We start from the raw sequence: 18,470 nt of genomic DNA on the forward strand, positions 1-18,470 counted from the left end.
ATATCAAAAGGAGGGTTTCGCCTTGAAAAAGAAATCGCGGGTTTTTGCCGCTTGCATGGTTGTCTTCGCTGTCGCGTTGGCGGGGTGCTCATCATCGAACCAGCCGGAATCGTCCGCGTCGTCCGGAGCTGCGGGGAGTCCGAGTAACGGTGCCGGCGACAAGAAGATCGCCGTTTCGGCGATGGACTTCTTCTACGGGGACGTTCCTCCGGCGGACGGGCGCGGGGTCAAGATGATAGACGAGAAATTCAATATCGATTACCAAATCAATTTTATTCCTCAAGCGAACTATGACGACAAGCTGGCAACGGTGCTGGCTTCGGGAAAAATTCCCGACATCGTCTCCTTCCAGGGAGGGGATTTGACGAACCGTTACCATAAATTCGCCAAGCAGGGAGCCTTCGCGGCGCTTGACGACTACATCAAGGACTATCCTACCTTCCAGAGAATCCCGGCTTCCGTGCTCGATCAATTCCGGGTCGACGGCAAGCTGTACGCGATCCCGCAATATTACCCCCGCTTCGGCTTCACGACCGTCGTCCGCAAGGATTGGCTCGACAACCTCGGGCTTCAGCCGCCTGCCAGCTATGAGGAATTGAAGCAAGTCGCGCTTGCTTTTACGAAGAACGATCCCGATCGGAACGGGAAGAACGATACGTACGGCATGGCGATGGGCGCCTCCATCAATCCGGCGTTCGCCCAGGGTCCTTATTGGGATCCGACCGCCTGGTATCACAAGGACGACCAGGGACGGTTCATCCCCGGGTTGATCTCGAACGCGCGCAAGGACGTCATTCAGATGTACGCCGATCTGTTCAAGGAAGGCGCCATTACGCGCGATATGGCGACGCTCAACTGGGCGGATACGAACAAGGAGTTCTATTCCGGCAAAGCGGGCATCTTCATCGGCACGCCGCGCGGAATGTCCCAGGCCTACATGGAGGGGCTTCTCGCCATCGATCCGGGCGCGGAATTCGTCGCCCTCGACATGTTCCAGGCGCCGGACGGATCCAAAGGGATGTTGGCGGGCCGCGGGTTCCTTGGCATTACGACGATATCGGCGGAGGCAGGCAAAGATCCGGCGAAGGTGAAGCGCATTCTGGACATGATCGATTACGGCCGCCAATTTTTCCCCGACGACCAGAAGAACGACAAAAATCCGGACTTCGACTGGCTGAACGGCAACGTCGGCCAAGGCTACGATATGGCGGACGGCCGAGCGGTGCTGAAGAGTACGGCCGGCACGGAGGGACTCTATCCGCAAGAGTACTTCGTAGATTCGACCGCTTGGCCCGAGAAGGATACCGATGTCAATTATCCCGCGGACTATTCGAATCCGAAGCTGAGTCAATTGACCTCCGAAATTATGAAAAACTACAGCGCCATGAAGTATTATACGAGTCCGAACAACAGGGTGGTCTCCGAGACGGAGCTGGCCAAGGGCGCCGATCTGACGAAATATTTGTACGACGAACAGACCAAGATGATCGCCGGCCAGCGTCCGGTATCCGACTGGGACAAGATGGTCGAGGAATGGAAGGCCATGGGCGGCGAGCAGCTCATTCAGGAGATCAATGCGAACATTCGAATCAAAGACGCCAAGGAGGGTTGGAGCAACTAGCGGTTCCGGCGTAGGTCATCGGTCTATCTCATTCAGTATCGGAGGAAGGGTTGAGGAGAATGGCGAACAAGCTGAATCAGGTGCTGAAGCTGGGAATTTTGATCTTTGCCGCGACGGTGATCATGGCCGGGAGTTTGCCCGGGCATTCTGCGAGAGCGGCGGATATTCCGACGACCGACTTCAGCTTTGAACAAGATTTGAATGGCTGGATGCCCGTGACGGATAAGGATAACGGGAATGATCAAGACGACCGCGGAAGCGGCTTCCAAGTCTCGAGCGATAGCTCTACCGACGGGACGCACAGCGTCAAGATGACCGATACCAAGAATTCGAGAGCCTATGGGCTGGAGAGCGGCAAACTGTCCGCCGCCGCCGGCACGACCTATATCGCCTACGCCGACGTGAAATCTCTTAGCGGCGAGAGCGAGCTGCATCTTCGTTACTATAGCGACGCCGGCAGCTTGCTGGACGAGGCCGTCGCGGTCGCGCCCGTCACGGGCGCCTGGTCTCCCGTACAGGCAAGCATGGAAGCGCCCGCGGGCACGGCCTATGCCGCTGTCCTCCTCTATTCGGACAAGATCAACACCGGTACGGCTTATTGGGATCGCGTGCGCTTCACTTCATCGTTTACGGACCTTGGCGTTCAGGTCGGAGGCGCCGCTCCGCTCGGATCGACATTCGGCAACGGGGCCAACCAGGACAAAATTTATTCCGTCGTCACCGGCAACGCCAACGACTTGCCCGTGATGCAAGTCATCGACGCCGATACGGAGAGCGTCGCGACCTCGGTGACGCTCCCGGCCGACGGCGCCCGTCCGACCGGCGTCTGGGCTACGGCGACCGCAACGGACGGAACCGTCTACTTGGGGGCTTACACGAACGGGAGAATGTACAAATACGTGCCCGGCGCGGCGGCATTGACCGATCTGGGACAGGCGATTCCCGGCGAGTCGTACGTTTACGATCTCGCGGCGGGCCGAGACGGCAAAGTATACGGCGGCACTTACAATCATGCGGGGTTTTTCCAATACGACCCGGCGAGCGGCTTCTCCCAAATCGGCGGCATGCCGGTCTATGCGCCGCCCGGCCGGAACATTTCTTATACGAGAGCGCTGGCGTACGATGCCGTTCATGACGTCTCCTACCTGGCGGTCGGCGCGAACGCTTCGCTCGTCCGGTACGACCACGCCACCGGGCAAATGAGCGATATTTTGCCCGCCGCGTATTCCAATATCACGCTGGCGGGAGCCGTCGAATACGAGGGGGACCGGGTCTTCGTCTCGATCGGCGGATACATCGTCGTCCTGCGCGTCGACGTTCAGCCGGACGGCAGCGTGAAGACGACGGAGGAAGCCGCGATTACGGGAACGACTCCCCGCGTGTCGCCGGCTCGGAACGGCGGCGTCTATCTGATCCAATCGGGCAAGCTGGCCCGCTACGATATCGCTTCGGCAACGGTGACCCCGATCGAGGAGACCGTTCCCGGACGCGTTCAGCGGTTCGGGTGGGTCACGCTGGAGGATCAGGGCGATTTTCCGGGAGAGACGCTCGTCGCTCTGTGCTCTACGAACAACGAGACGTATCTGATGAAATACAACCCGCAGAACGGCGCCTTCCGCATGGCTCGGGTCGAAGGATCGCCGCGGATTCCGGGGGCCATCAACAGCATCGGCGCCGGTCCGGACGGGAGCATCTACACGAGCGCTTACTTGACGGGAGGCTTGGGCCGGTACATCCCCTTCGCCGGGGACGCCAACGACGGCCAGCCGGAGTACGTCTTCGCCCCGATCAACCAGATCGACAAGATCGAATCGTTCAACGGCAAGCTGTATCTGGGCGTGTATCCGGGCGGGCAGCTGTACGAATACGACCCGTCGCAGGCATGGTCGCCGGGGACTAACCCGAAGCTTCTCATCGGTACGTCGGGGTACGACCAAGACCGTCCCAAAGCGATCGCTTACGGCGATAACCGCGTCTTTATGGGCACGACGGGCAAGACGGGAGCGCTGCCGGGAGCCCTGTCCGTCTACGATTACGCGACCGGAACGACGACCGTGCACAAAAACATCGTCACCGACCAAAGCATTATCTCGCTCGCTTATCTGGACGGAACGCTGTACGGCGGCACGACGATCCGGGGCGGACTGGAGAGCGTTCCGTCGCAGACCGAAGCGAAGCTGTTCGCTTACGACCCGGTCGCGGGCGTCAAAACGGCCGAATACAGCCTGCCCCCGACCCCGTCGGGCAAGAAGCTGACCGCGATTACGGAGCTGATTCCGGTAGACGGCAAGCTGTGGGGCTTCGCCGAAGGATATCTGTTCGTGTTCGACCCGGCAACCGCCGAGTTCGAATACATGGAAGAGAAGTTTGCCGACGTGACTTATCCGGGCGGCACCTACAGGGACGCGGATCTCGTGTCGGTCGCGAAGGATCCCGAGAACCTTTACGGCACGATCGGCAACAAATACTTGTTCAAGCTCAATAAGGCGAGCAAGGAAGTGACCGTCCTGCAGTCTGCCGGCGGCGCCGACATGCTGGCGGCCGACAAGGACGGCAACTTGTATTACCGCAAGGATGACACCTCGTTGTGGCGATACTCCTTCTGACGGACGGAACCGGCGTTGGAAAAGAAAAACTACCTTTCCGGGCGAGGATGGGCTATAATTTCGTCAAGCGATTTTTTGTGCGACTATGAATATTGCCAAGCAAGTAGGTGCCCTGCCTCGACCGACGAGGCGTGGGTTAAAAGGGAAGCCGGCGTAAATCCGGCACGGTCCCGCCACTGTGAATCGGGGATCCCTCTGCAAGATGCCACTGTTCCGGGAATGGAATGGGAAGGCGAGAGGGGCTCTATACCCGACAGTCAGGAAACCTGCCTACTCGCATAGCCTGAAGGCCCTTCGCGGAAAGGACCGGCTGAATCAGGAATCGACGCGTGAGGCGCTTTCGCCGAATAGGCGGCGAAGCGAGCCCGCTCCGAGCAAGAGGGCTCCGACTCCGCCCTCGCTTCGATTTGAACTCGCCTGGTAGCCGACCCCCTGTTTCCCGACGGAAGCAGGGGGTTTTTCTTTTTCGCGCGAGGCGGAAAGGTGACGCAGGGGAGGAGCGGGTATGGGGCTCCTTCTCTTTTCCGCCGTTGACAAACAGGGCAAGCTGAGAATAGAGCTTGTTGCTGCCGTTCCAATTAGCTTGTGGCGGTGTGAGGGGCGAAAGAGAGTAAACAGGTTACTACATTGGCGGAATGTTGGCGCGGTGGGCGAAAGAGAGTAAACAGATTGCTCACTTTGACGGAATGCAGGCGTGGTGGGTGAAAGAGAGTAATCAGATTACTCACATGGGCGGAATGTAGGCGAGATGGGCGAAAGAGAGTAGCTGGATTACTCACATTGGCGGAATGTTGGCGCGATGGGCGAAAGAGAGTAAACAGGTTACTTACATTGGCGGAATGTAGGCGCGGTGAGCGAAAGAGAGTAAACAGGTTACTTACATTGGCGGAATGTTGGCGCGGTGGGCGAAAGAGAGCAACTGGATTACTCACATTGGCGGAAGTTTGGCGCGATGGGCGAAAGAGAGTAATCAGATTACTCACATGGGCGGAATGTAGGCTCGGTGGGCGAAAGAGTGTAGCTGGATTACTCACATTAACGGAACTAGACACGGCGGGCGAACGATGAAAGGCGAGGACGGCGGTCACAGGACTCTAGGGGAGGGACATATGAGTACAAACGTCGGTTATCGGGGACAGAGGTTCGGGGTGAAGAAGGCTTACGTTACGGAACCGGCAACCGGGATAAAGGCAGCGGAGGTTGAAGCGAAGCCTGCTACGGTAAATTGGGACCAGGCGGCGCTCGAGGCCGAAGAAATCGGCAAGCGATACGATCGATCGCCTGTTCTGGACGGCGTCGGGTTCTCGGTGCAGTCTGGCGAGTGCTTCGGCATCATCGGCCCGAACGGAAGCGGGAAATCGACGCTGCTGAAGCTGCTCTCCGGCGTCGAAGCGCCGGACGATGGGGCGGTTCGATTTGCGGGCCGGCCGCTCGGCGCCTACGGACGGAAGGAACTGGCCCGCCGGATGGCGGTGCTGGAGCAGGAGACGCTTCCTCCGGTCGGTTTTACGGTGCGGGAGGTTGTCGAGATGGGGCGTTATCCGCACCAGAATTGGCTCGGCGACGAAACGGAGGACTCGGAAGAGCGAATCGATTCGATTATGCGGAAGCTCGGCTTGAGCCGGATGGCGGGCCGCACGCTGGAGCACTTGAGCGGCGGAGAGAAGCAGCGGGTCGCCTTGGCCAAGGTGATGGCGCAGGAACCGGAGCTGCTGATACTGGACGAGCCGACGACGTACCTGGATATCGGGCGGCAAATTCAGCTGATGGACCGGATTCGGGAGTGGCAGGACGAAGCGAGGCTGACGGTCATCGCGGTGCTGCACGATCTGAACCTGGCGGCGCTGTATTGCGATCGGCTGCTGCTGCTTCATCGCGGCCGAGTGGCCGGCATCGGCACGCCGGCGGAGATGCTGACCGCGGAACGGCTGGCCGAAGTGTACGGCATCGCGCCGATCCTGACGACGCATCCGGTTCGCGGCGTACCGCAGGTGCTTCTGCAGCCGGGCGGCTGGATGCCGGGAACGGAAGATTAAGCTTGGAGCCGAATGCGGCGGGACGCGATTAGAGCGGCAGAAGCACGGGAGAAGCGAGCTGTAAGCGCACGAAGTGAAGTTAGAGAGGCAGAAGCGCGGAGAAGCCAGCTGTAAGCGCACGAAGTGGAGTTAGAGCGGCAGAAGCACGGGAGAAGCGAGCTGTAAGCGCACGAAGTGAAGTTAGAGAGGCAGAAGCGCGGAGAAGCCAGCTGTAAGCGCACGAAGTGGAGTTAGAGCGGAAGAAGCGCGGAGAAGCGAACTGTAAGTGTACGAAGTGAAGTTAGAGCGGCAGAAGCGCGGATAGGCGAGCTGTAAGTGCACGAGGCGAAGTTAAAGCGGCAGAAGTGGCGGATAGGCGAGCTGTTAGTACACGAAGTGGAGTTAGAGCGGCAGAAGCACGGGAGAAGTGAGCTGTAAGTGCACGAGGCGAAGTTAAAGCGGCAGAAGTGGCGGATAGGCGAGCTGTTAGTGCACGAAGTGGAGTTAGAGCGGTAGAAGCACGGGAGAAGTGAGCTGTAAGCTCACGAAGTGGAGTTAGAGAGTCAGATGCGCGGGAGAAGTGAGCTGTAAGCGCACGAAGTGGAGTTAGAGCGGCAGAAGCGCGGAGAAGCGAGCTGTAAGCGCACGAAGTGAAGTTAGAGCGGAAGTTTGCAACCAAAGCGACATGAGAGACATTTGGGGGAATGAATGATGGAAAAGCTGCAAAAGGCCATCGAAGCGGTAAGACCGCTGGACGAGCGGGCAATGGAGGAAACGCGGCGCAGATTGGACCGGTTGACGAAGCCGCCGGGAAGCTTGGGGCGGCTGGAGGAGCTGGCGGTCCAACTTGCGGGTATTGCCGGAACGAGCGAGCTTGCGGTCGTCCGCAAGGCGGTAGTCGTCATGGCCGGGGATCACGGCGTCTGCGAAGAAGGGGTCAGCGCGTTCCCGCAGGAAGTGACCGGGCAGATGGTGCTTAATTTTCTGAACGGGGGAGCGGCGATCAACGTTCTGGCCGGACAGGCCGGAGCGGACGTCGTATGCGTCGACATGGGGATCAAGGCGCAGTTGAAGGACGAGCGCCTGATCTCCCGCAACGTGCGGGCGGGAACCGCGAACATCGTCCGGGGGCCGGCGATGACCCGGGAAGAGGCGGTTCGGGCGGTCGAGGCCGGAATCGGACTGGCGGAGGAGCTGGCGGCCCAAGGAGTCGGAGTGCTGGCGACCGGCGAGATGGGCATCGGCAACACGACGCCGAGCTCGGCGATGCTGGCGGCACTCTGCGGCTTGGAGCCGGAAGATGTCGTCGGCCGGGGAACGGGCGTCGACGAGGCGGGCCTGGTTCGCAAGCGGGAAGCGGTCGCGAGCGCAATCCGGACGAACCGGCCCGACAGCGAAGATCCGCTGGACGTGATCGCCAAAGTTGGCGGGCTGGAGATTGCCGGGCTGGCCGGCCTCGTCATCGGGGCGGCGGCGAACCGGCTGCCCGTCGTGATCGACGGCTTCATCTCGACGGTGGCGGCGCTCGTCGCCTGCCGGCTCGTCCCGGCCGCGCAAGCTTATCTCATTCCCTCGCACCTTTCCGAGGAAAGGGGACATCGGCTGGCGCTCGGGCAGCTCGGCCTGGACCCGCTGCTGCATCTGGGCATGCGGCTCGGGGAAGGAACGGGGGCGGCTCTATGCTTCCCGCTGCTGGACGCGGCCGTTCAGGTGCTGAACAAGATGGCGACGTTCGACAGCGCGGGCGTATCGGAGAGCTGAGCGGAGAAAAGCGTGTAACGGAAGAGGAGCGTGAACGCGGTCATGATCGCGATGGTAACCGGCGGGGCCCGCAGCGGCAAAAGCGCCTTCGCCGAGCAATATGCGGCGCGCAAGGCGGATCGGGGCATTTATGTGGCGACGTCGCAGGCATTGGACGACGGAATGCGGGAGCGGATCGCAAGGCATCGCGGGCGGCGGGCGGAGATGGATTTTCGCTGGGAGACGATAGAGGAACCGCTCGATCTGGTCGGCGTTCTGAAGCGGACGGAAAGGGAGCCGGTCGTCCTGGTCGATTGCCTGACGCTGTGGCTGACGAACGTGCTCCTTCGCAAGGATGACGCGGAGGAAGAAGCGTCGCGCCGCGTGCTGGAGCAAGTGGACGAATTGGCCGACACGCTGCGCGGGCATTCCGGCCATGTCGTTCTGGTGACGAACGAAGTCGGGGACGGCATCGTGCCCGAATATCCGCTCGGCCGGTTGTATCGCGACTTGGCCGGCTTGACGAACCAGAGGGTCGCCGCGGCGAGCGATCAGGTATTTCTCGTAACGGCGGGAATTCCCGTCGAGTTGAAAAGCATCGCGTACCGTTGGCCGGACGAGCGCTCATGATTTTTCATTCGTGGCGGGAAACGGTCCTGATCGCCCTGTTGGCGATCGCCGTCGACTGGCTGGTCGGCGATCCGGCCCGGCTGCCGCACCCGGTTGTCGGCATCGGCAAACTGATCTCGTTCCTGGAAAAAAGGCTGCTGCGAAACGGACTCCCTTCGGCGGCGGCCCGCTTGAGAGGAACGGCGCTTACGTTGACCGTGACGGCATCGTCCGGAGCGCTGGCATGGGCCGCTGTGGCGCTGGCCGGGCTCCTTCATCCGTGGCTGGGGCTCGCGGCGAACGTTTGGCTCGTCTCGACGACGTTCGCGGTCAAAGGGCTGAAGCAGGCGGCTTACCGGGTATACAATCCGCTTGTAAAGGGAGATCTGGCCGAGGCGCGGGAGAAGGTCGGCTGGATCGTCGGCCGGGACACCGGGGATTTGAGCGAAAAGGAAGTGGCCCGAGCGGCCGTCGAGACGGTGGCGGAAAATACGGTGGACGCATTCGTGTCGCCGCTGTTTTTCGCGCTATTGGGAGGAGCCCCGCTCGCCATGCTGTACCGGGCGGCGAACACGCTCGATTCGATGGTGGGGTACCGCAACGAGAAATATCGCGATTTCGGCTGGGCGTCGGCCCGGCTCGATGACGTGCTGAACTGGATTCCGGCGCGGCTTACGGGCTGGCTGCTCGCGCTTACTGCGGCGGTGCGCAAAGGGGCCTCGGCGTCCGCGTCCCTTCGGGCGATTCGCCGGTTCGCCAAGCTGCATCCAAGCCCGAACAGCGGAATTCCGGAATCGGCCGTCGCCGGGGCGCTCGGCATCGAGCTCGGAGGCACGAACCGGTACGGCGGCGTCGTGAGCGAACGGGCGCGCATGGGGTGGCCGACCCGGGAGCTGCGGGCGGACGACATCGTGTCCGCGGTCGGGATGCTGTACGGAGTGAGCTATTGGATCGCGGGGGGATTGCTGTGCGGCTTGCTGGCGGTTTGGTGAAAAGCTTTCGGGCTTGGGTAGATGCGATGCAGTTCCTGACGCGACTGCCGATGCCGTCCGTTCCGCGTTCGGAGGAAGGAATGGACGCGGATTTTCGGCGGAGCTCGGTCTGTTTTCCGCTCGCGGGGCTTGTCATCGGTTTGCTCTTGGCTGCGCTCGCCGTGCTGCTTCGAAACGTATTGCCGCCGTGGGTGGCCGCGGTGCTGGCGACCGCTTTCTGGATCGGCCTCACCGGCGGGCTGCACATGGACGGGCTGATGGACACGGCGGACGGCCTGCTCAGTCACCGCTCCCGCGAGCGGATGCTGGAGATTATGAAGGACAGCCGCGTCGGCGCGATGGGCGTTATGGCCGGCGCGCTGGCCGTGCTGCTGCGGGCTTCGCTGCTCGCGAGCCTGCTGGCCGCCGCCGGACCCGGCTTCCTGGCGGCGGCTCTGATCGCAACGCCCGTGTGGAGCCGGGCGTTCCTGACGACGGCGATCGCGGGCTGGCCGTATGCCCGCGCGCAAGATGCCGGAACGGGCGGCCTCGGCGGCCTGTTCCGCTCGGTCTCCGCGAGGCACGCCGCCTGGGCGGCCGGCCTCGCGGCCATCGCGACGGCGGCGGTTGCCTTCGCCGCCGGAAGCCCGGCGATCGCGGCCGCGCCGCCGATCGCTTACGGCCTCGGCGCGCCGCTGGCGGCCGCCGCCAGCCGCAAGCTGGGCGGGCTGACGGGCGACGTGTACGGCGCGCTGAACGAGTGCATCGAGCTGGCGCTGCTGCTCGGCGCCGTCACTTTCGTCTATAACGCATGACCCGAGGAGGTTGACCGGTATGCTGGAGAAGTACGGACACGGCGGGGACTGGATCACCGCCGAGGAGCGGTTCGGCCGCCCGCCGGAAGGGTGGCTCGACTACAGCGCCAATATGAACCCGTTCGGACCGCCGGCATCGGTGGAACGCGTTTTCCGCGACCATTGGCGGGACATCGCGCGCTATCCCGACCCGGCGGTGCGCGCTTTGCGCGCCAAGCTGGCCCGGACGTACCGGATTCCGGCCGACGCCATTCTGGTCGGCAACGGGGCGGCCGAGCTGATCGATCTGGCCGTTCGCGGCCTGAAGCCGCGCTCGGCGCTGCTCGCGCAGCCGTCGTTCAAGGAGTACGGAGACGCGCTGAGCAAAGCGGGCGTTCCGATCCGGGAATGGCGGCTGGACGCGGAACGGGATTTTTCCGCCGAGCTGGGGAACGTCGGGCCGAACCGATATGACCGGAGACGCGCAGCCCAGGCCGAGAGTCTCGCCGATGCGCCAAACCTACCGGCCGACGGCCTTGCCGCCGAGGCCGCATCCGCCGCGATCCGCGACCTGAGCGAAGGGGATGTCGTCTTCCTCGGGCACCCGAACAACCCGACCGGCCGGCTCGTGCCCGACGAGACGATTCGCCGGCTGCGGGAAGGCCCGGCAGATTTGCTGCTGGACGAGGCGTTCATGGACTTCGTGGAAGACGAAGAGGAACGCTCGCTGATTCGCGAGGCGGCGGAATCGGAGCGGCTCGTCGTGTTCCGCTCGATGACGAAGTTTTACGCCATTCCCGGCATTCGGCTCGGCTTCCTGGTCGCTCATCCGCGAACGGTCGCGGAACTTACGGAATTGCAGCCGCCGTGGAGTGTCAACTTTCTCGCCCAGCGAATCGGCGAAGCGGTGCTGGACGAGACCGGGTACGCGGAGCGGACGCGCGCTTGGCTGCGGGAGGAGAAGCCGTGGCTCGCGGATCGGCTGAGCGCTCTCGGCATCCGGGTATGTCCCGGCGAGGTCAACTACCTGCTGGGCGAGCTGCCGGAAGAAGCGGGACTGACCGTCCTGGAGCTGCAGGACCGGCTGGGGCGCCGGGGGATCCTCGTTCGCGACGCTTCGCTGTTCCCGGGCCTGACCGAGCGGCATTTCCGCATGGCGGTCCGGCTGCGGGAGGAGAACGGCCGGTTCCTGCGGGAGCTGGAACAGGCGCTGAACGAAGGAGGCGGCCGCCGATGACGGCTTCGGACCGGGAACGCGATCGTCCGGCGGCGAGAACGCTCATGCTGCAAGGAACCGCGTCGGATGTCGGCAAAAGCGTTCTGACCGCCGCGCTCTGCCGGATTTTCCGGCAGGACGGGTATCGGGTCGCGCCGTTCAAGTCGCAGAACATGTCCAACAACTCGTACGTGACGCCGGACGGCAAAGAGATCGGGCGCGCCCAAGGGATGCAGGCGGACGCCTGCGGCATTCCGGCGACGACCGACATGAACCCGATTCTGCTCAAGCCGACCCGGGAGATGGCGTCGCAGGTCGTCGTGCATGGGAAGCCGTATCGCGATCTCGATGCGCGGACGTACCGCGAGAGCTACCTTCCGGTGGCGGAAGGCATCGTCCGGGAGGCGCTCGGCCGGCTGCGCGGCGCCTACGACGTCGTCGTGATCGAAGGGGCGGGAAGCCCCGCCGAGATCAACCTGAAGAGCCGCGACATCGTCAACATGCGGCTGGCCGGGTGGGCGGACGCGCCGGTCCTTCTGGTGGCCGACATCGATCGCGGCGGCGTGTTCGCGTCCATCGTCGGCACGCTGGAGCTGCTCGAGCCGCATGAACGCGAGCGGGTTCAAGGCATCGTCATCAACAAATTCCGCGGAGACGTCTCGCTTCTGAAGCCGGGGCTGGACTGGCTGGAGGAGCGAATCGGCAAGCCGGTGCTCGGCGTCGTTCCCTACCTGCCGAACCTTGGCTTGGAGGACGAGGACTCGGCCTCGCTGGACGGCCGGTCCGAGACCGCCTCCGCAGCGAGTCGGCCGCTGGATATCGCCGTGCCGCGCTACCCTCGCATCTCCAACTTCACCGACATCGACGCGCTGTCGGCCGAGCCGGACGTCCGGGTCCGGTTCGTGACGTCGCCCGAAGAGTGGGGAAGCCCCGACGCGGTCGTCCTCCCCGGCAGCAAGAACACCGCCGAAGATCTCGCCTTCCTGCGCCAAATCGGGCTGGAAGCGAAGCTGCTCGCCTTCGCGGAAAGGGGAGGCCGGGTGGCCGGCATTTGCGGCGGGTACCAGATGATGGGACAGCGTCTGCTCGACCCGGACGGCGTGGAGTCCGAACGGCCGCTTACGCCGGGACTCGGCTTGCTGCCGCTGTCCACCCGCTTCGAGCGGGAGAAGCGCACGGTGCGCATCGTCGGAACGACCGCCGGTTGGCCGGGCTCCGGCTTCGGAGCGGAGGCTGGGCGCGGCGCACGAGACCATGAAGGCTCCGCGGCCAGCCTCATCGGATCCGGCTACCGTCCCGATACCGGGCGCGAAGAGTCGTGCGACGGCCCGACGGACGCACCGGGAGCAGCCGGCGGCATCCGTGCCGACACCGGACTCGATGCCCGCGCTCATGGCGGCCCCGAAGAACGTGCTGGCAACACCCCCGCCTTCCCCGTCGCCGGGTACGAGATTCATATGGGCGTTACGGAAAGCGAAGACCCGGGCCTTCGGCCGCTCCTTCAGCTGCGGAATGCGGACGGAACGGGCGAGGCTCGCGAGGACGGCGCCGTTTCGGCGGACGGACGGTTATGGGGCACGTATGTGCACGGTATTTTCGACAATGACGGGTTTCGGCGCTTCTGGTTGAACGAGCTTCGCCGGGACAAGGGCCTTCCGCCGGCAGCGACGGAGGCCGCATACGCCGAGAGCCGAGAGCGGGCGTTCGACCGGCTGGCCGATCACGTCCGCAAGCACTTGGATATGGAGCGTATTTATCACATCGTTCAAGGAGGGCAAGAGCATGGCGGCGCCGAGTAAGGAACGAGGATTGGTGCTCGTTTATACGGGAGACGGCAAAGGCAAGACGACGGCGGCGGTCGGCCTGGCGATTCGGGCCGCGGGCCGCGGCAAGCGGGTGCTGATCGTGCAGTTTATCAAGTCTCCTCAGCGGACGTACGGAGAGAAGCTCGTTTTGGCCAAATTGGGCATCGGGATCGTGCAGACGGGCGTCGGGTTCACCTGGACGAAAACGCCGGAAGAGCATCGTGCCGCGTTAAGCGAAGCCTGGCGTTACGCCAGGGAGAAAATCCTGTCCGCCTCCGCCGATCTGATCGTTCTGGACGAAATCAACAACGCGCTCGCGATCGATCGTTTTCCGGTGGACGACGTGCTGCCGCTTGCGGACGTGTTGGAGACCATCCGCAATCGCCCGCAGGGAATGCATCTGGTGCTGACGGGACGCGGCGCGCACCCGGACGTCGTCGCCGCAGCCGATCTGGTCACGGAGATGAAGCCGATCAAGCACTATTACGACGAGGGCGTTCCGGCCGTTATGGGCATCGAAATGTGAGAGATTCGGAGAGTCGAAAAAATTTTTTCCGCGCCCCCTCAACAAAATGCTCCGAAATGTCTCTATAATCCTCTTTGCCCACTCTCTTAGACCCTCCCTCCGGAGGGTTTTATTTTGTGGGAAAAGCTTATAACCACGCGAAAAATTGGGCTTTTCCACGATAAAAAAAATGATCTTCAAACCGAAACATTACGTATCCTTCCCGCGTTTTACATGCATCACGATTCGCCGATCGCTCCCGGCGGGAGGCGAAAGGGAGGAGATGCCATGAAAGGATTGCGCAAGGTGCTGATCGCCGTCCTGCTGCTCGCGCTTTGTCTGCCGGCTGTCGCAGCGAGCGCGAGCGCGGATTCGATGACGACGCAGCAGAAGTTCGATTTCCTGAGGGACAAAGGGATCTTCACGGGTTACGGCGACGGAAGCGCCGGACTGAACGATCCGATGACGCGCGAGCAATTCGCCGCCATCCTGTTCCGCTTGTGGTCGCTCAAGGAAGAGAATCCGGCGAAAGCCACTTATTCCGACGTGCTCAAATCCAGATGGTCGTACACGAACATCGAGGCCGTTACAAAGGCGGGCCTCATGCAAGGAACCGGCAACGGGAAATTTTCGCCGCTCTCCACGGTAACGGTTGAGCAGCTCGCGACCGTGCTCGTGAGGGCCTATGGGTATGAGGGCGTCGGTTCGACCCAGGTGACCGGCAAAACGTCGCTCTGGGCCCGGGGCGCGGTCAGCATCGCGCTCGATCACCAGTTCATCCCGACGCTGCCGAACTATACGGTGCAGGCTTCGCGGGGCTTGCTGGTGGAGGCGGCCTATACCGCTTACCAACAGATGAACGGCGGTCTGCTGTCGGTGAATACCGTGCAGCCGCTGAATAACACGACGCTGCTCGTTACGCTGAATCAGGCGGTGTCCAAAGCCGACACCTCGCATTTCTCGCTGAAGAACGAGCAGGGCGGAACGATCTCGATCCTGCAGGCGACGCTGTCCACGGACGGCAAGAGCATCACGCTCACGACCGGCTACGAGACGCCGGGCATCATCCATACGCTCTACATCGACGGAGACGGCTGGCGCTACACGGCCATCTCGAACCCGACTCCTCCGGTCACGCCGCCAAGCGTGACAAGGCCGTATATTACGTCTTTGACCAACAGCGCGAACGGGACGCTGCAGATTACGTTCCAGGAGCCGGTCACTTACGCGTCCGCGACCGATCCGAGCCACTATCAGATCACGGCCGGCACCCTCGATCTGAAGACGTTCTCGCTGTCCGCCGACGGCAAGACCGTCACGATCGGCACCGCCGGCCAGAAGCAAGGGGTTACCTACCAGATGACCGTATGGGGCGTCGCGGATTTGGCGGGCAACGTCATGAACACGCAGACGAACCTGTCGTTCACCGGAATCGCGGACCGAACGAAGCCGACCGTCAAGTCGGTCGACAATCTGGGCAATTCTTCGCTGAAGATCGTTTTCAGCGAGAGGGTCGATTCCCAAGACGCGACGAACGCGAAAAACTATCGGTTGACGGGCAACTTGAAAGTCAGACGGGCGACGCTCGACACCGACGGTTCGACGGTTCTTCTCTACACGAGCCAGCAGAAGGACGGCCAGTCGTATACGCTCACCATCCGCGATATCGCCGACCTGGCCGGCAACGTGATGAACTCGCGGGACTTCACGTTCACCGGATTCACCGATGATACGAAGCCGACGGTTTTGTCCGTCGAGGCCGAGGACAATTCGACGCTTCAAGTGAAGTTCAGCGAGAAAGTGAATCCGAGCGAAGCGACGAGCCTCGCCAACTATTCGATCGACCACGGGCTGCAGGCGACGTTCGCCTCGCTGAACGATGCGGGAGATACCGTGACGCTGACGACGACGTCGCAGCAGGACGGCGTGCTCTATCGGCTCAGCATCGGAGGCATCTCCGACCTGGCGGGCAACGAGATGGATTACCGGGACGATCTTTATTTCGGAGGCATCGTGGACCGGATCCCGCCGTACGCGGTCTCCGTCCGGCCGGGCGTCAAGCAAGTCGTTCTTACTTTCAGCGAACGGCTGAACGCCGCTTCGGCGTCCAACGTCCGGAACTATTCGATCGACGGAGGGCTTGGCGCTCCCCAGAGCGCCGTGTATGACGACGCTCGCCGCACGGTGACGCTGACGACCGCCTCCCAGACCGCAGGCCGGATCTACACGCTGACGCTGGGGCAGGTGACGGATCTGAGCGGCCTTGCCGTCGATGAAGACCACAATGAGCTGTCGTTCGTCGGCGTCGATTCCGAGTACGGCGGTACGGTTCTGCTGCAGGAATTGAACGCGCTGAACCGGAACACGGTCCAGGTTACGTTCAGCCGCGGGGTGACCGATGCGGACGTCGGCTCGGCGCAGCTGGCCATTCTTGCGGGAGACGGGTCGGAGCAGTCGAGCGGCTGGGACGCATACGTGTCCCGCAAGAGCGGAACGGATTCCGTCCTCACGGTTCAGTTCCGTACCGACAAGGAGCCGAACCCGAACTTGTTCGAGGCCGGGAAGGTGTATATCGGCCGCGTCACGGGCGTGGACGGACTGAATACGGACGACGGCGCGAACGTGAAGAAATTCGCGGGTACGCCCGCCGAGAACGCGGATCCCGTCGCGACGCAAGCGGTCTCCGTCAACAACACCGCCGTCAAGGTGACGTTCAGCGAGCCGGTCCGCAACGTCGCGGCTTCGCAGTTCCGCCTGCTGCGGGAAGACGGCTCCGCTATCGGAATCTCTTCCGTCAGCGTCAGCGATCCGAACCTCGTCGTGACCGAAGCGACCCTTTATCTGGACGATGAGATGCAAGCAGGCCGGACGTACCGGCTGCAGTTCAAAAGCGGAATCACCGACGCCGCCGGCTGGAACGCCATCCGGACGAAGGATGGCAGCGAGCCTTACCAGGTCGTGTTCACGGGATCGTCCTCGGCCAATCAGGCGCCGCAGGTTACCCAAGCTTCCGCGCTGGACCGGTATACGCTGGCGGTTCAATTCAGCGAGCCGGTGCAGATCGGGAACGGCAAAGGCTTCTCGCTCGAAGACGTAACGGATCAGGACGACATCGGCATTCGTCCCGACCAGGACTCCGTCTACGTCATGTCGGGCGACCGGACCAAGCTGACGATCTATCTCGATTCGACGAAGGGGCAGCGGTTGAAGTCGAACGATCAGTTCCGGCTGACGTACGATCAGAGCCGCGGCCAAGTCGCCGACGACCAAGGCGCGAAACTGCCGACGAACGGCGGCGTCTCCTTCTACTCGTCAAACTTGACGGAGGCCGCGCCCGCCATCGCAGGCGTCACGGCGAAAGGGACGCAAATCCGCATCGCGTTCAGCGAAGGGATTCGCGGCTACAAGGATCAAACCGACTTCTTCGACATCGAAGTGAACGGCCATGACGTGCATCCGACCGCAGGCTCGCTTCAAGGCCAGACCATCGTGCTGACCGTCCCGGCACTGACCGCGGGCCAGATCGGCGACCTGCAGCTCAGCTCCGCCGGAGCGAACGCGATCAAGGATTACAACAATCTGCCGCCCGACGAGGATCAAGTCGCGACGTTCGGCGTTCAGTAAGCTTCGGCTCAACGGGAGAAAGCGGGAAACCGCCGTCTCACCCCGCGCCGGGTGTGTAGAAGCCTCCGAAACCGCCTGCTTGGGCGGGGACGGGGGCTCTTTTTTTAGAACCAGCAGGAATTTCTCCCTCTAAATAGAAGTGAAAGCCGCTAGAAGAAAGGATTAAAAGGAAAACCTCCCGTTATTGCATGCCAAACTCCTCAAAAGAAGCCAACGAGCCAGTTTAGCGGGAGGTTTTCCCTTTGACCCTGCTAATCGATAGGATTTGCAAAAATTAGCGGGAGGTTTTCCCATAGTTGAGGCGGAGCGGAGTGTTTGATGCCCGCCATTTCCTTTCTAGTCGTATCGGGAGAGTGAAGACTTGGATAAATGTTTATTGTTAACCGGAAAACCCCGTGTCGGGAAATCGACGGCAATCAAGCATATGATTCAAAAGATTGGCCCTGAGCATTTTGGAGGCTTTTATACGGAAGAAATCCGTAACTCTACGGATCGCATCGGTTTTCAATGCGTGTCCCTTCTCGGCGGGGCTGCTCGTATTGCAAGCGTTGATAGCGAAAGTTCGCTAAGAGTAGGGAGATACGGGGTAGACATCGACGCCTTCGAAAACATCGCGTTAACCGCTGCGAGACATTCGCTGGAAACAAAGAAGATTACCGTTATCGACGAGATCGGTTTTATGCAAATGTTATCAGCCTCCTTTGAAAATATGATCCAGGAAGCGATTTCGAGCGGCCAATATGTGATTTTGGGGACAATTTGCGTTGACAGTCATCCTGGCATCGATAAAATAAAAAATCTTCCCGGTATCAAACTTTATCATCTGAACGAGGAAAATCGAGAGTTAACAATAGAAACAGCGGCGAATGATTTACTTAAGCTATTGTAGTTTTAAATTAAAGGCTACTCAGCGAGAAATACTTCGCCCGATGCTTACAGCAATATCTTCGTGCCGAGCAAACCG

12 protein-coding genes and 1 riboswitch are annotated in these 18,470 nt (G+C 61.7%); all 12 genes read left to right on the top strand.

From position 1 onward, the window contains the following. The first annotated feature begins 22 nt into the window (after nt 1-22). The 12 genes from H7C18_RS25720 (at nt 23) to H7C18_RS25775 (ending at nt 18,395) form a co-directional block, all read left to right on the top strand. Nucleotides 23-1,621, top strand: coding sequence for an extracellular solute-binding protein (locus tag H7C18_RS25720; protein WP_238357946.1), 1,599 nt, complete (start codon nt 23-25; stop codon nt 1,619-1,621). 59 nt (nt 1,622-1,680) lie between these two features. Beyond that, nucleotides 1,681-4,227, top strand: coding sequence for an NHL repeat-containing protein (locus H7C18_RS25725; protein ID WP_185131963.1), 2,547 nt, complete (start codon nt 1,681-1,683; stop codon nt 4,225-4,227). 88 nt (nt 4,228-4,315) lie between these two features. Further along, nucleotides 4,316-4,515: riboswitch (cobalamin riboswitch) on the top strand. An 821-nt stretch (nt 4,516-5,336) separates the two neighbouring features. Then, the gene (locus H7C18_RS25730) at nt 5,337-6,263 is read left to right on the top strand and encodes a heme ABC transporter ATP-binding protein (protein ID WP_185131964.1); all 927 of its coding nucleotides are present in this window, start codon (nt 5,337-5,339) and stop codon (nt 6,261-6,263) included. Between the two features lie 690 nt (nt 6,264-6,953). Continuing rightward, nucleotides 6,954-8,003, top strand: coding sequence for a nicotinate-nucleotide--dimethylbenzimidazole phosphoribosyltransferase (cobT, locus tag H7C18_RS25735; protein ID WP_420481885.1), 1,050 nt, complete (start codon nt 6,954-6,956; stop codon nt 8,001-8,003). 42 nt (nt 8,004-8,045) lie between these two features. After that, the gene (gene cobU, locus H7C18_RS25740) at nt 8,046-8,612 is read left to right on the top strand and encodes a bifunctional adenosylcobinamide kinase/adenosylcobinamide-phosphate guanylyltransferase (RefSeq protein ID WP_185131966.1); all 567 of its coding nucleotides are present in this window, start codon (nt 8,046-8,048) and stop codon (nt 8,610-8,612) included. Beyond that, nucleotides 8,609-9,583, top strand: coding sequence for an adenosylcobinamide-phosphate synthase CbiB (gene cbiB, locus H7C18_RS25745; protein ID WP_185131967.1), 975 nt, complete (start codon nt 8,609-8,611; stop codon nt 9,581-9,583). The genes cobU and cbiB overlap by 4 nt, the downstream gene beginning before the upstream one ends. Continuing rightward, nucleotides 9,559-10,377: an adenosylcobinamide-GDP ribazoletransferase gene (cobS, locus tag H7C18_RS25750; RefSeq protein WP_337913901.1), complete on the top strand. Its 819-nt coding sequence runs from the start codon at nt 9,559-9,561 to the stop codon at nt 10,375-10,377. Before cbiB ends, cobS begins: the two co-directional genes overlap by 25 nt. A 19-nt stretch (nt 10,378-10,396) precedes the next feature. After that, the gene (gene cobD / locus H7C18_RS25755) at nt 10,397-11,593 is read left to right on the top strand and encodes a threonine-phosphate decarboxylase CobD (RefSeq protein WP_185131968.1); all 1,197 of its coding nucleotides are present in this window, start codon (nt 10,397-10,399) and stop codon (nt 11,591-11,593) included. Then, entirely contained in the window at nt 11,590-13,371 is a 1,782-nt protein-coding gene (locus H7C18_RS25760) for a cobyric acid synthase (protein WP_185131969.1), read from the top strand. Before cobD ends, H7C18_RS25760 begins: the two co-directional genes overlap by 4 nt. After that, entirely contained in the window at nt 13,355-13,903 is a 549-nt protein-coding gene (cobO, locus tag H7C18_RS25765; RefSeq protein WP_185131970.1) for a cob(I)yrinic acid a,c-diamide adenosyltransferase, read from the top strand. The genes H7C18_RS25760 and cobO overlap by 17 nt, the downstream gene beginning before the upstream one ends. A gap of 267 nt (nt 13,904-14,170) precedes the next feature. Then, the gene (locus tag H7C18_RS25770; protein WP_185131971.1) at nt 14,171-17,506 is read left to right on the top strand and encodes an Ig-like domain-containing protein; all 3,336 of its coding nucleotides are present in this window, start codon (nt 14,171-14,173) and stop codon (nt 17,504-17,506) included. 361 nt (nt 17,507-17,867) lie between these two features. Beyond that, nucleotides 17,868-18,395 (top strand): nucleoside-triphosphatase, encoded by a 528-nt coding sequence (locus tag H7C18_RS25775; RefSeq protein WP_185131972.1) that lies wholly within the window; start codon nt 17,868-17,870, stop codon nt 18,393-18,395. Nucleotides 18,396-18,470 lie beyond the last annotated feature (75 nt).

Origin of the sequence: Cohnella zeiphila, assembly GCF_014212055.1 — a bacterium.
GTDB classification, from domain to species: Bacteria; Bacillota; Bacilli; order Paenibacillales; family Paenibacillaceae; genus Cohnella; species Cohnella zeiphila.

Coding starts and splice junctions, on each gene's coding strand:
- H7C18_RS25770 (WP_185131971.1), top strand. CDS start 14,171: ATGAAAGGATTGCGCAAGGTGCTGATCGCCGTCCTGCTGCTCGCGCTT.
- cobT (WP_420481885.1), top strand. CDS start 6,954: ATGGAAAAGCTGCAAAAGGCCATCGAAGCGGTAAGACCGCTGGACGAG.
- H7C18_RS25730 (WP_185131964.1), top strand. CDS start 5,337: ATGAGTACAAACGTCGGTTATCGGGGACAGAGGTTCGGGGTGAAGAAG.
- cbiB (WP_185131967.1), top strand. CDS start 8,609: ATGATTTTTCATTCGTGGCGGGAAACGGTCCTGATCGCCCTGTTGGCG.
- H7C18_RS25725 (WP_185131963.1), top strand. CDS start 1,681: ATGGCGAACAAGCTGAATCAGGTGCTGAAGCTGGGAATTTTGATCTTT.
- cobD (WP_185131968.1), top strand. CDS start 10,397: ATGCTGGAGAAGTACGGACACGGCGGGGACTGGATCACCGCCGAGGAG.
- H7C18_RS25760 (WP_185131969.1), top strand. CDS start 11,590: ATGACGGCTTCGGACCGGGAACGCGATCGTCCGGCGGCGAGAACGCTC.
- cobO (WP_185131970.1), top strand. CDS start 13,355: ATGGCGGCGCCGAGTAAGGAACGAGGATTGGTGCTCGTTTATACGGGA.
- cobU (WP_185131966.1), top strand. CDS start 8,046: ATGATCGCGATGGTAACCGGCGGGGCCCGCAGCGGCAAAAGCGCCTTC.